The 12,475-nt window shown below is 61.6% G+C and carries 10 protein-coding genes; 6 read left to right on the forward strand and 4 right to left on the reverse strand.

All coding sequences use genetic code 11. The annotated features are described in order from the left end of the window. The first annotated feature begins 67 nt into the window (after nucleotides 1–67). Nucleotides 68–682 carry a Maf-like protein gene (locus tag ACSQ36_RS13660; RefSeq protein ID WP_436182271.1) on the forward strand — a complete coding sequence of 205 codons (615 nt, stop codon included), beginning with the start codon at nucleotides 68–70 and terminating at the stop codon, nucleotides 680–682. Next, a complete protein-coding gene (locus tag ACSQ36_RS13665; protein WP_436182272.1) occupies nucleotides 679–1,398 on the forward strand; it encodes an SAM-dependent methyltransferase in 720 nt (239 codons plus the stop codon). The genes ACSQ36_RS13660 and ACSQ36_RS13665 overlap by 4 nt, the downstream gene beginning before the upstream one ends. A 96-nt stretch (nucleotides 1,399–1,494) precedes the next feature. On the opposite strand, the gene ACSQ36_RS13670 is transcribed toward ACSQ36_RS13665, so the two are convergent. The 4 genes from ACSQ36_RS13670 to ACSQ36_RS13685 all read right to left on the reverse strand — a co-directional run bounded on the left by ACSQ36_RS13670 (nucleotide 1,495) and on the right by ACSQ36_RS13685 (nucleotide 4,613). Beyond that, the gene (locus tag ACSQ36_RS13670; RefSeq protein ID WP_436182273.1) at nucleotides 1,495–2,493 is read right to left on the reverse strand and encodes a S49 family peptidase; all 999 of its coding nucleotides are present in this window, start codon (nucleotides 2,491–2,493) and stop codon (nucleotides 1,495–1,497) included. A 72-nt stretch (nucleotides 2,494–2,565) separates the two neighbouring features. Continuing rightward, complete coding sequence (locus ACSQ36_RS13675) at nucleotides 2,566–2,952, reverse strand: Rieske (2Fe-2S) protein (RefSeq protein ID WP_436182274.1); 387 nt, start codon at nucleotides 2,950–2,952, stop codon at nucleotides 2,566–2,568. Beyond that, nucleotides 2,949–3,608, reverse strand: coding sequence for an HAD-IIIA family hydrolase (locus ACSQ36_RS13680; RefSeq protein WP_031363456.1), 660 nt, complete (start codon nucleotides 3,606–3,608; stop codon nucleotides 2,949–2,951). The genes ACSQ36_RS13675 and ACSQ36_RS13680 overlap by 4 nt, the downstream gene beginning before the upstream one ends. After that, nucleotides 3,609–4,613 carry an RluA family pseudouridine synthase gene (locus ACSQ36_RS13685; RefSeq protein WP_213766807.1) on the reverse strand — a complete coding sequence of 335 codons (1,005 nt, stop codon included), beginning with the start codon at nucleotides 4,611–4,613 and terminating at the stop codon, nucleotides 3,609–3,611. Between the two features lie 924 nt (nucleotides 4,614–5,537). Between ACSQ36_RS13685 and ACSQ36_RS13690 the strand changes: the two genes are divergently transcribed. The 4 genes from ACSQ36_RS13690 to moeA all read left to right on the forward strand — a co-directional run bounded on the left by ACSQ36_RS13690 (nucleotide 5,538) and on the right by moeA (nucleotide 12,366). After that, complete coding sequence (locus tag ACSQ36_RS13690; RefSeq protein WP_436182275.1) at nucleotides 5,538–8,927, forward strand: Rne/Rng family ribonuclease; 3,390 nt, start codon at nucleotides 5,538–5,540, stop codon at nucleotides 8,925–8,927. Between the two features lie 185 nt (nucleotides 8,928–9,112). Beyond that, nucleotides 9,113–10,234: a GTP 3',8-cyclase MoaA gene (gene moaA / locus ACSQ36_RS13695; protein ID WP_436182276.1), complete on the forward strand. Its 1,122-nt coding sequence runs from the start codon at nucleotides 9,113–9,115 to the stop codon at nucleotides 10,232–10,234. Nucleotide 10,235: 1 nt separating this feature from the next. Further along, entirely contained in the window at nucleotides 10,236–10,883 is a 648-nt protein-coding gene (mobA, locus tag ACSQ36_RS13700; protein WP_436182277.1) for a molybdenum cofactor guanylyltransferase MobA, read from the forward strand. 166 nt (nucleotides 10,884–11,049) lie between these two features. Further along, the gene (gene moeA, locus ACSQ36_RS13705) at nucleotides 11,050–12,366 is read left to right on the forward strand and encodes a molybdopterin molybdotransferase MoeA (RefSeq protein ID WP_436182278.1); all 1,317 of its coding nucleotides are present in this window, start codon (nucleotides 11,050–11,052) and stop codon (nucleotides 12,364–12,366) included. Nucleotides 12,367–12,475: the final 109 nt, after the last annotated feature.

Raw genomic sequence — 12,475 nt, forward strand, 5'->3', positions numbered from 1 at the left:
GCCATTTTAGTTCGGTCCCAGCCCGATTTCAGTCCTTAACCCCATTTGTTCATAGCCAATCCTTTTCATGCCCGACGTCTCAACTAAGCCGCGCCTCATCCTTGCATCGAGTTCGCGTTACCGGCGGGAACTGCTCGAACGCCTGCGCATTCCCTTCGATGTCATCACGCCCGATATCGACGAAACACCGCTCGACGACGAAACGCCGGAAGCCACGGCTGTCCGGCTGTCGATCGCCAAGGCACGTGCGGCCGCGGCCCGCGTGACCGATGTTTCCGGCGCACTCGTGATCGGCTCCGATCAGGTCGCGACCTGCGACGGCCGTCAGATCGGCAAGCCCGGCACGCACGAGAATGCGCGCGCCCAGCTTCAGTCGATGCGCGGTAGAAGTGTCGAATTCCACAGCGCGCTTTGTCTTTTCGACAGCCGCTCGGACCATATCCAATCCGCCGATATCGTCACCCGCGTGCAATTCCGCGCGTTGTCGGATGCGGAAATCGAAGCGTATTTGCTTGCCGAAACGCCTTATGACGTGGCGGGCAGCGCGAAATCGGAGGGTTTGGGCATCACGCTGGTCGACGCAATTCATGCCGACGATCCCACCGCGCTGGTCGGTTTGCCGCTGATCGCGTTGTCGCGGATGTTGCGCGCGGCCGGGTTTCCGTTAATGGGGGCAGTATGAGCGGCGTTTTGTACCTGATTCCGAACACGCTCGGCGATGGCGACAGCGCAGCGCTAGCCGACGTTCTTCCCGAACCCGTGCGCGCTCGCGCCGCGGCGCTGCAGTACTACATTGGCGAGAACGCGAAAACCACGCGCGCCTTCCTGAAAAAGGTCGGAACCGAGCGGCCGATCCAGGAAATCGAGATCCGCGAACTCAACGTCAACACGCCGCCGGGTGAAGTCGACAAGCTGCTCAAGCCGATTCTGGCCGGTACTGACGCCGGCCTTGTCTCGGAAGCGGGCTGCCCGGCGGTCGCCGATCCAGGCGCCCTGCTCGTGCGCCGCGCCCACGAGCGCGGCCTCAAGGTGGTGCCGTTCGTCGGACCCAGTTCGATTTTGCTGGCGCTGATGGCGTCGGGAATGAACGGCCAGAGTTTTGCGTTCAATGGCTATCTTCCCGTCGATGCCGCCGAACGGGGCAAACGCCTGCGCGAACTGGAAGCGCTGTCTCGCAAGGCGAACCAGACGCAGATATTTATCGAGACGCCGTACAGAAATCGTGCGCTGCTGGACACGCTGCTCGCGACGTGCGCGCCGTCCACGCTGGTGTGCGTCGCGGTCGACCTGACGTTACCGGCCGAGACGATCGTCACGCGAACCGTGTCGGAATGGAAAAAGAAAGCGGCGCCGGAGCTGCATAAACGGCCGGCGATTTTCTTGTTGTTGGGGGCGTGAGGCTCATCCCTTAGCCGAGATCGCGCACCACTCAATAAAAACCGCTCGCCTGAGAACTCAAGGCGAGCGGCTTTTATCTGAAGAACGCTGCAAAACTCACTTCAACTGCATCTTCCCGCCCATCATCAGCGCGTGCATCGACGCGTTGCCGACCGCCGCGCCAAACTTGCGCGCCACACGCTCGCCAATGCTCTCCTTCTGCGTGTAATCGACAATATCCGGCTGCTTGACGATCTCGCGTGCGACGTAATCGGCGTCGCCGAAACCGTCGGCGAGACCCAGTTCCACGCTCTTCTGACCCGTCCAGAACATGCCCGAGAACACATCGGGCGAGTCTTTCAGGCGACTGCCACGGCCTTGTTTGACGGCATCGATGAATTGCTGGTGAATCTGGTCGAGCATCTCCTGCGCGTGGGCATTCATGGCCGGCGTTTCGGGCGAAAACGGATCGAACGCGCCTTTATTTGCCCCCGACGTGTGCAGCCGGCGTTCCACGCCAAGCTTGTCCATCAGGCCCGTAAAGCCAAAACCGTCCATCAGCACACCAATCGATCCGACGATGCTCGCCTTGTCGACGTAGATTTTATTGGCGGCGGCCGCGGCGTAATAACCGCCCGACGCGCACATGTCTCCCACCACCACATACAGCGGCTTCGACGGATATTTCGCCCGCAAGCGCGTGATCTCGCGATTGATGATGCCCGCCTGCACCGGACTGCCGCCCGGGCTGTTGCAGCGAAGGATCACCGCTGCGGTGCCGTCGTCTTCAAAAGCGCTGTCCAGCGCTGCGTTTACGTTGTCCGCGCTGGCATCGCTATTAGCAGAAATTTCTCCTTCCAGTTCGACCAGCGCCGTATGGCGTTCGGTTTTCGCGACTTTGTCGCTGGTGAAATCGAACGCGCTCCAGACCGCGATCGCCAGGATCGCGAGGAACACGAAACGGAAAAATATCCGCCAGCGGCGCGCGGCACGCTGTTCATTGATTGCCGCGAGCGCGATACGTTCGAGCGCCGCGCGCTCCCAGTTGCTGCCGGTGTCGCCGATGGATTTGGGACGCGCCTTATCCGCGGAATCGGTGGGAATTTGATCGGACATGCGTCGCCTGGTTGACTGATTAGAAATGAAAAGCGACTTTGCTTCGAATCGCGAGAACACCCGCGAAAACGCTCAAGCCGGACGGAGATCGTCGTCGGGAAGCCAGAAGACGGCGCGGCCTTCGGGTGTGTCGCGTTCTTCCGCTGCCACCCGCCGCAAACGCGCGCCACGGCAAGGGCCGCCGACGCATTTCCCCGTGTCCGGCTCATAAATCGCGCCGTGAGTCGCGCACATCAAGTATAAGCCGGAGGTCTCGAAGAACTTGCCTTCGGACCAGTCCATCTCCATGGGCACGTGGGCGCAGCGGTTGAGGTAGCCGAAGGGTTTGCCGTCGTATCGGATAAAAAACACCGTGGCTTCGCCGCCTTTGTCGACCGCTTTGTGTCGAACGCCGTCGCCGCCGTCGACCAAATCCTCCGACGCGCAGATTCGCACCGGCTGAAGCGGCGTTCCTGTCATGCATTCTCCCGCAGCCAGTCCCCCAGCGACGTGACGTTTTCAGCCACGAACAGCGGCTCAAGTGCGTGCAGCGACTTCGCCGGGTGGGCGCCGTACGTCACGCCGACTGCCGCCGCACCGGCGTTCTTCGCCATCTGCAGGTCGTGCGTGGTGTCCCCGATCATCACCGTGCGGCTGACGTCCTGCCCTAGTTCGCGCGTGAGTTCGTGCAGCATGGCGGGATGCGGCTTGGAGAAGGTTTCATCGGCGCAGCGCGTGCCGTCGAAGAGACTCGTCAGGCGCGACTGATCAAGCGCGCGGTTCAGGCCCACACGGCTTTTGCCCGTTGCGACCGCGAGCAGATAACCCTCGTCGCGCAGACTCTGCAGCATGCCGCGCACGCCGTCGAAGAGCTCGGTTTGCTCGCCCTTGATCAAATAGTGAAAGCGATACCGCTCGGCAAGCTTCGGGTAATCGACGGGATCGAGCGTGGGCGCGGCAATCTGCAACGCGTCGCGCAGCCCCAGCCCGATCACGTAACTTGCCGCTTCGTCGGCGGGAACGGGCAGGCCCAGGTCGCGGCACGCCGCCTGAATGCTGCGCGTAATGTGGGCCGTGGAATCCATCAAGGTGCCGTCCCAGTCGAAGACAATCAGATCGAATTGCTGACGGGCCATTTATTGGGTCTCTCTAGAATTTTGTTTGAGTTGTTCGATGAAGCGCCGGCATTCGGCTGGCAGCGGCGCTTCGACCTGAAGCGTCTCGCCAGTGGCCGGATGCACGAGTTTCAGCCGGAAAGCGTGCAGAAACATGCGTTTGAGTGACGGATCGGCGTTGGGACGTACCAGGTTCTTGTTTAGCGCGAAGTCGCCGTATTTGGTGTCTCCGGCGATCGGCAGACCGATATGCGCCATATGCACACGAATCTGATGCGTCCGCCCGGTCTTCAGTTCCGCCTCGACCCACGCGTACTCGCTGAAACGCTCGATCAGGTTGAACACCGTATGCGACGCGAGGCCGTCGTCCTGAACCCGCACGCGACGCTCGCCCTCGGGCGTCAGGTATTTGTGCAGCGGCTCTTTCACGATCCGCCGGCGCCCCCACCCCGCCAGCCAGTCGCCGTGACCGACGGCCTGATAGCGTTTATCGATACGGTTTTCGCGCATTTGCTCATGCACGTTGATCAGCGCCGAGCGTTTTTTCGCGAGCATCAGCACGCCGGAGGTCTCGCGATCCAGCCGATGCACCAATTCGAGGAATTTCGCCTGCGGGCGCGCGTTGCGCAATTGTTCGATAACACCGAACGCGACGCCACTGCCGCCATGAACGGCGACCCCGGCGGGTTTATCGATAACGATTAAGTGATCGTCTTCAAATAGTATGGGGAATTCAGCCGCAGGCGCATTCGATGAAACCGGTGTTTCGTCCAGTTGCGCGGTGCGAATAGGCGGAACGCGGACGAGATCGCCCATTTCAAGCCTGTAAGCGGCGTCGATACGGCCCTTGTTTACGCGCACTTCTCCACTGCGCAAAATCCGGTAAATGTGACTTTTTGGCACGCCTTTACAGACGCGAAGTAAAAAATTGTCGATGCGCTGACCCGCCGCATTTTCGTCGATCTCGATCATTGAGACCTGTTCGCTTGCGACCTTTTTATGGGATGTTTTGCCTAACTCATTCATTCTGAATATAATTTGCGGACAGTCTGGAAAAAGCCACTAAGCTGGCCGGATGTTGTCAGACTGTACAGGTGCAAGCAGTAAACCGTTATTTTACTTGCGCCCAGGGTCAGTTGCTCACCCGGAAAACGGAGTAACAAGTTGCACGCACGACGATATCGCACGGCAGGGACGGTGCCCACAGGCGCGTTCGGTCGAGTCGATCGTCGACACGGTAACGGATTTTTGGCGATCAAGAATTTTATCGGCGAGAGACGATGAGGTCCGGACTTAAACCCGGCTTCTTCCGGATGTGACCCGGGTATCAGGCAGATATCTAAAAGATATCGGGCGGGTATCAGGTTAGGGTGAACGGAACATCGTCGCTTGGCGGTTGCGAAGAAAACGGCTTCTGCTGCAAGCTGCGCTGAAACGGGCGAAGCGTGGCAGAGGTCGCAACAAGACGAGACACCCAACGCGGTTATCGGGCGCTTTGAGCACCCGGCAAACCGCAACGGCAACCTGCTGCAGGTTTGGAAAACGTCGGTCGGTTTGCTTGTCGCTCTGGTTTTGCGCGAAAACCCTCCACCCGTTTGACACTGTGTCAGGCCGCATCCGGCTGCTGCTGGCTGCGCTGCCGGCTCTTCACGTAGTTTGAAGGACGTCGAGCCGCAGTGCTGTGCCGCTTAAGCCGCCAGCCGTTGCTTTACGGCGTGTCGAAGTCTGTTCGCATGTGCCCCAAGGCTGGCTGCCCGCCGCGACGCGTTTCGTCGCTGGCCGGTGGCTTGACCCGTCCCAGGCAATTCTCTCCGCCCGAACTCCCGCTCCAGCGTGCTTTGTGACAACACACACAAAAAAGCGCGGCGCGCCCGCCCTCCTGCTTCACGCGACTGACAACCGCGCGAATTCGCTCGATGGGGGCCGGTAGAGCCGCTCTGGAGCCGTCCAATGAAACGCATGCTGTTTAACGCGACGCAGCAAGAAGAATTGCGCGTCGCCATCGTCGATGGGCAAAAACTCATCGATATCGACATCGAAACCGCCGGGCGCGAACAGCGCAAAGGCAATATCTACAAGGGAGTTATTACCCGCATCGAGCCCTCGCTCGAAGCCTGTTTCGTGAACTATGGCGAAGACCGCCACGGTTTTCTGCCGTTCAAGGAAGTCGCCCGCCAGTATTTCAAGGACGGCGTCGACATGCGCTCCGCGCGCATCCAGGACGCACTGCGCGAAGGCCAGGAACTGATCATTCAGGTCGAAAAGGAAGAACGCGGCAACAAGGGCGCGGCCCTCACCACGTTTATCTCGCTCGCCGGACGCTACCTCGTCCTGATGCCGAACAACCCGCGTGGCGGGGGTGTATCGCGCCGGATTGAAGGCGACGAGCGCCAGGAACTGCGCGAAACAATGGGCCAGCTCGATTTGCCGGAAGGCATGAGCATCATCGCGCGAACGGCGGGGATCGGCCGCTCGGCTGAAGAACTGCAGTGGGACCTGAACTACCTGATGCAACTGTGGCGCGCGGTGGAAGCGGCGTCGCAAAGCGGTGTCGCTGGAAAACCGATGCTGATTTATCTCGAATCCAGCCTCGTGATCCGGGCGATTCGTGATTACTTCCAGCCGGATATCGGTGAAATTCTGATCGATACCACCGAGATCCATGACCAGGCCAGCGCCTTCATGGATATCGTGATGCCGGATAACCTGAGCAAGGTTAAGCGCTATCACGACGACGTTCCCCTCTTCTCCCGTTTCCAGATCGAACACCAGATCGAAACCGCGTATTCGCGCACGGTGCCGTTGCCTTCGGGCGGCGCGATCGTGATCGACCACACGGAAGCACTGGTGGCTATCGACGTGAACTCGGCGCGCTCGACGAAGGGCGCGGACATTGAGGAAACGGCGACGCGCACGAACCTCGAAGCCGCCGACGAAGTCGCGCGCCAGTTGCGCCTGCGCGATCTGGGCGGCTTGATCGTGATCGATTTTATCGACATGGAATCGGCCAAGAGCCAGCGCGAAGTCGAGCAGCGCCTGAAAGACGCGTTGAAGCACGATCGTGCGCGCGTACAAATGGGCAAGATTTCGCGCTTCGGTTTGATGGAGCTGTCGCGTCAGCGCCTGCGTCCGGCGCTCTCCGAAGGCAGCCATGTGACGTGCCCGCGTTGTAACGGCACGGGTCACATTCGCGATACCGAATCGTCCGCGCTGCAAGTGCTGCGGATCATTCAGGAAGAAGCGATGAAGGAAAACACCGCGGCAATTCATTGCCAGGTGCCGGTGGAAGTGACCGCCTTCCTGCTGAACGAAAAGCGTTCGGAAATCAACAAGATCGAGTCGCGCTTCAAGGTCAACGTCGTGTTGATCCCGAACAAGCATCTCGAAACGCCGCATTACAAGCTGGAACGCCTGCGTCACGACGATACCCGTCTCGACGAACCGCGTGCCTCCTGGAAGATGGCCGAAGAAGCGGCGCACGAACTGGAATCCGAAACGGGTTACAGCAAGCGCACCGAAGAAATCAAGCCGAAGCAGGAAGCAATGGTCAAGGGCATCACGCCGGCATCGCCTGCGCCGAGCGCACCGGTGAAGGTCGCTGTGGCTCCGGTCGCGGCACCTGCTCCGGTGGTGGCTGCTTCAACAGGCGGGTTTATCGGCTGGCTGAAGAACCTGTTCGGCGTCCAGCCCGAAGTAAAACCGGCTCCTGCGCCAGTCGCAGCGCCCGCGCCGGCACGTCCGGCTCGTGGCGAACGGCCAGAGCGTTCGGGCCAAGGTGGTGACCGGAACCGCAATCGTCGTGGTGGTGCTGGTTCGCGCGATAGCGCTGCAGCCACTAGTGGCGCTACGCCGAGCGCGCCGGGCACGGCGGGCGGGCGTCAAAACCCGCGCCGCGAGGAACGGGAACCGAAGGAACCGCGTGAAGCACGTGAAACCCGCGAGCCGCGCGAACCGCGTGGTGGACGTGAAGGCCGTGAGCCGCGTGAAGCGCGGGAAGGCCGCGAACCGCGTGAGGCGCGTGAAGGACGTGAACCGCGCGAAGTACGCGAGCCCCGGGAACCGCGTGAACCACGCGAGAACCGTGGTGAACGCGCACCGGAAAGTGCTGAAGCCGCCGATCGCGGTCAACGCCGTGAACGTGGGGAACGTCCAGAACGGGGCGAACGCCGCAAGCCACAACCGGAAGCAGCCGTCGAAGCATTGACGCAAGGCGAAACGGTGGTGTCGGAATTGACGGACAACACCCTTTCGGGCCAGGAATCGCAGCAGAACGGTAACGCTGACGCATTGCAGGCCGATCAGGCCAGTGCAGCGCGTGAAGGCGAAGAGCGTCGTCGTCGCCGTCGTGGTCGTCGTGGTGGACGCCGTGATCGTGAAGAAGAAGGCGTGACGGGCAATCAGGCCGGTGACGCTGCTGAAAACGAAGGCAATGCTGACAGCGAACGCGCTCAAGCCGGTGTGTTCGACACGGATTCGTCGAATGACGTTGATGACAGCCGCGATTTCGCACCCGTTGTGGCTAAGCCCGTTGAGACGGCATCGGCTGTGTTGGCACCGGTAGAAGCACCCGCACATGCGGTCACGGTCGAGCCGGTTTCGGCCGCCGCGATCAGCGTGACGGAGTTGCCGGAACCGGTTCGCGTCGCACAAGTTGCGCCGGTTGAAACAGCGCCCGTGGAAGCGAAACGCGCTGAAGCCGAGGGTTTTGTCGTGTCGCATGGCGCGCAAGAAGTGCAAGGAGCGCATGCCGCCCAGGAAACCAGCGCAACGGTTGCCGAAGCCCCTGCGACGGATATCTTCGAAAAGCCGGTGTCACGGCCAATCGAAAACCCGTTCGGACCGACGCCGAAGGTAGCGGAAGAAAAGATCGAAAGTCCTTTCGCCGATACCCCGAAGGCAGCGGAACCCGAGCCCGTCATTGCTCACGCAGTGCCGGAAGCTCAAGTCGCTGAACCGGTTGAAACGGCGCCTGTTGCCGCGACGCCAGTATCGGAGACGGTTGCACCGGTCGCATCGCCCGCGCCAGTTGTGGCAGAAGCGTTCGCGCCGGTCGAATCCGAGCCGGTAAAGACGTTTGAACCGGTGGAAACTGTGGCTCCCGTAGCGGCCGCTCCGGTTGCGCCAGTCGCGGCTGTCACCCTTAAAGAAGAAGTGCTCAAGCCGATGCTGGATACGGCGGGCCTCGTCTGGGTGAATACCGACGCCGACAAGCTCCGCGCAGCGCGCGAAGCCACAGCCCAGGCGGAAGCGCCAAAGCGTGTCGTGCGCGAACGCAAGCGCCTGCCGCCGCTGGACGCTGCGCCGATGCAGCAAGTGGAAACCGGTAAAGACGCACAGTAAACGCGTCTGACGTTTCGAAAAGCGCCACCTGACTTCGGTCGGTGGCGCTTTTTTTATTGGACGGGGGGCAAATGCCCGTGAAAAGGCAAGGGCGAGCCGCCTTCAGACCGCCCTTCCGCTAAAATGAATTATTCGAAGTTCGAAGTGGGCCGCCCCGCTGCCACTGCACGAGAAATAAAACGATCATGTCCCGACGCATCATTCCCGTCACCGATGTCAGCGCGATCCCGGATTTTTCCGCGGGTTCGTCGGCTATGGCCGTGACGCCGCGCGGACTGCTCACCGACCGACTGTCGCGTGAGTTGCGCGATCTGCGCATATCGGTGACTGATCGTTGCAATTTTCGCTGCGTGTACTGCATGCCGCGTGAAGTCTTCGATAAAAACCACGAATTTCTGCCACATAGTGCCCTGCTGTCGTTCGAGGAAATCGAGCGGCTGGCTCGATTGTTCGTCGCGCACGGCGTGGAAAAAATCCGGCTGACCGGCGGCGAACCGCTGCTGCGCAAGAACATCGAATTCCTGATCGAGCGGCTGGCGTTGCTACGTACACCGGAAGGCCGTCCGCTCGACATCACGCTCACCACCAACGGGTCGATCCTCGCCCGCAAGGCGCGCTCGCTGAAGGACGCGGGGTTGTCGCGGGTAACGGTGAGCCTGGATGCGCTCGACGATGCGTTGTTTCGCCGCATGAACGACGCCGATTTCGCCGTCGCCGACGTGCTCGAAGGCATTGAGGCCGCGCACGCCGTCGGCCTGGCGCCGCTGAAGGTCAACATGGTGGTCAAGCGCGGCACGAACGACGCCGAAATCGTGCCGATGGCGCGCCACTTCAAAGGTAGCGGCACGGTGCTGCGCTTTATCGAATATATGGACGTGGGGGCATCGAACGGCTGGAACATGAGCGAAGTGTTGCCCTCGGCGGACGTGGTCGCGCGCATTGCCGAGCATTTTCCGCTGCGACCGCTCGAAGCCCACAACCACGCCGAGACCGCGCAACGCTGGGGTTACCAGGACGGCAGCGGTGAGATCGGTGTCATTTCGAGCGTGACGCGCGCGTTCTGCGGGTCCTGCACGCGCGCCCGCCTCTCTACCGAAGGCAAGCTCTACCTGTGCCTGTTCGCGACGTCCGGCCACGACTTGCGCGCGCTGATCCGCAGCGGCGCCAGCGAGGCTACGATCGCGACAGCCATCGCCCGGATCTGGGAAGGACGTGCTGACCGCTACTCGGAACTTCGCGGCAGCAACGCGTTGCCCGCTGCCGACCCGGACGCACCGCGCGTCGAAATGTCCTACATCGGCGGCTGAGATGGCCGATGTCAACGTGGCGCGCCCGACTGGCGGTCCTGTGCACAAGCGCGAGATCACCGGCGTGGTGCTGGCGGGCGGACGCGGATCGCGCATGGGCGGTGTCGATAAAGGCCTGCAGCCGCTCGACCTTGAACCACTTGCGCTCCATGCGCTGCGGCGGCTGAGGCCGCAATGCGGCGCGCTGCTGATCAGCGCAAATCGCAGCCTCGAGATCTACGCGCAGCTTGGCATGCCGTTCGATGCAAAGGTGATTGTCGATGCGTTTCCCGATTTTCCGGGCCCGCTTGCCGGGATATCGGCGGCGTTGCATGCAGCGCAAACCGAATTCGTGCTGTTCGTGCCCTGCGACGCGCCTTTCGTCGATCCTTACCTGGCCGAACGGCTATTCGAAGGCCTAAGCGCAGGACAAGCGGATATCGCGATGGCAGCAGTCGTCGATGCTGCGGGCGAACGCCAGGTGCACCCGGTTTTCGCGTTGCTGCGGGCGTCGCTGGCGGACGATCTCGACGCGTTCATCCGTGCCGGCGAGCGCAAGGTCCGCGCGTGGTACGCGCGCCACAAGGCGGTAGAAGTGACCTTCGCCAACGAGCGTGCGTTTTACAATGTCAACGATTTGCAGCAGCTAGCCGATCTCAACCGCAACTAAGCACCGGTTCGTTTCGTTCCATGCTCAGGTTTGCGGCCAGGCCCCGGCTTGGTCAGCGTCGCTTTGCAGTGACTAAGGCAGCGGCCGCGCCAGCATCCTCGACATGCCAGCCCTTTTCACCGGTCCGTCCGCGGGCTTTGCATCGCGACTTCCGCTCCACTCATCGATGAACACACCCAGGCACTTTTCGAGCTGCGTCGCCGAGTACGATCCGAACGCGCTGCCCGTCAGCGCGGCGCAGGAGATCGTGCGCCAGTGGGCGTTGCCGCGCGGTCGCACCGAGGCGGAACGCGTGCGTCTCTTCGAGGCGCTTGATCGCGTGCTGGCAGAAGATGTCATTTCGCCGATCAACGTCCCCTCCCACGACAACTCGGCCATGGACGGTTATGCGTTCAATGGCGCGGCGTTGCTGAATGGCTCGGATGGCTCGGACGATGAACTGCTTCGCCTGACGGTCGCGGGTACCGCGCTCGCCGGGCAACCGTTCGAAGGGCATCCGCTTGCCGCGCAATGCGTGCGCATCATGACCGGTGCGCTCATTCCGCCGGGCTGCGACACCGTGGTGCCGCAAGAACTCGTGCAGCGCGCGGGCGATACCGTCACCTTCGCCTCAACGCATATCGTGAACGGCGCGAATCGGCGGCTCGCGGGGGAAGACCTCGCGCAGGGCCAGCCGGCGTTGCGCAAGGGCCGGATTGTGCGCGCGTCGGATTTAGGTTTGCTTGCGTCGCTGGGTATTGGCGACGTGGCGGTACAACGACGCTTGCGTGTCGCGTTTTTTTCAACCGGCGACGAATTGCGTTCAGTCGGCGAAGCGCTGGCGCCGGGTTGCGTCTACGACAGCAACCGCTATACCCTCTTCGCAATGCTGCGCCGGATGAACGTGGAACCGGTGGATCTGGGGATTGTGCGTGACGATCGCGCATCGCTTGAACGGGCGTTGCGACAGGCTACGCAGGACGCCGACGTGGTGATCAGTTCGGGTGGCGTGTCTGTAGGCGACGCCGACTTCACGCGCGACCTGATGAACGCGCTCGGCGACGTGGCATTCTGGAAGATCGCGATGCGTCCCGGCCGGCCGCTCGCGTTCGGCCGCCTGTGGTCGGGCAAGCGTCCGGGTGAAGGCGAATCTGCCTTGTTCTTTGGCTTGCCGGGCAATCCGGTTGCGGTGATGGCAACGTTTTATTTCATCGTGCGCGAGGCGCTGCTCGCCATGTCGGGCGCGACGCCGCATGCGCTGCCGTTGATATCGGCGACGAGTTCGCAACCAATCAACAAGCGCGCCGGGCGTACGGAGTTTCAACGCGGTATTGCACACCGGGACACCGCCGGGCACTGGCATGTGGTGACAACCGGGCCGCAAGGCTCGGGCGTGCTGAGTTCAATGAGCGAAGCCAATTGCTTCATTGTCCTGAAGCACGACGCAGGAAATATCGATGCAGGAGACAGCGTGGATATCCTGCCATTCAACGGCCTGATCTAGTTTCAAAGGCTCTTCGAGAACCTGCTTCAAGAACCTGCTTCAAGAACCTGGACCGCCGCGCCGTCATGACTTGAGCGGCTAAAACGGATGGTTCGAATGCATTGCACTA

The sequence above is a fragment of the Caballeronia sp. LjRoot34 genome (assembly GCF_964253815.1).
Lineage (GTDB): Bacteria > Pseudomonadota > Gammaproteobacteria > Burkholderiales > Burkholderiaceae > Caballeronia.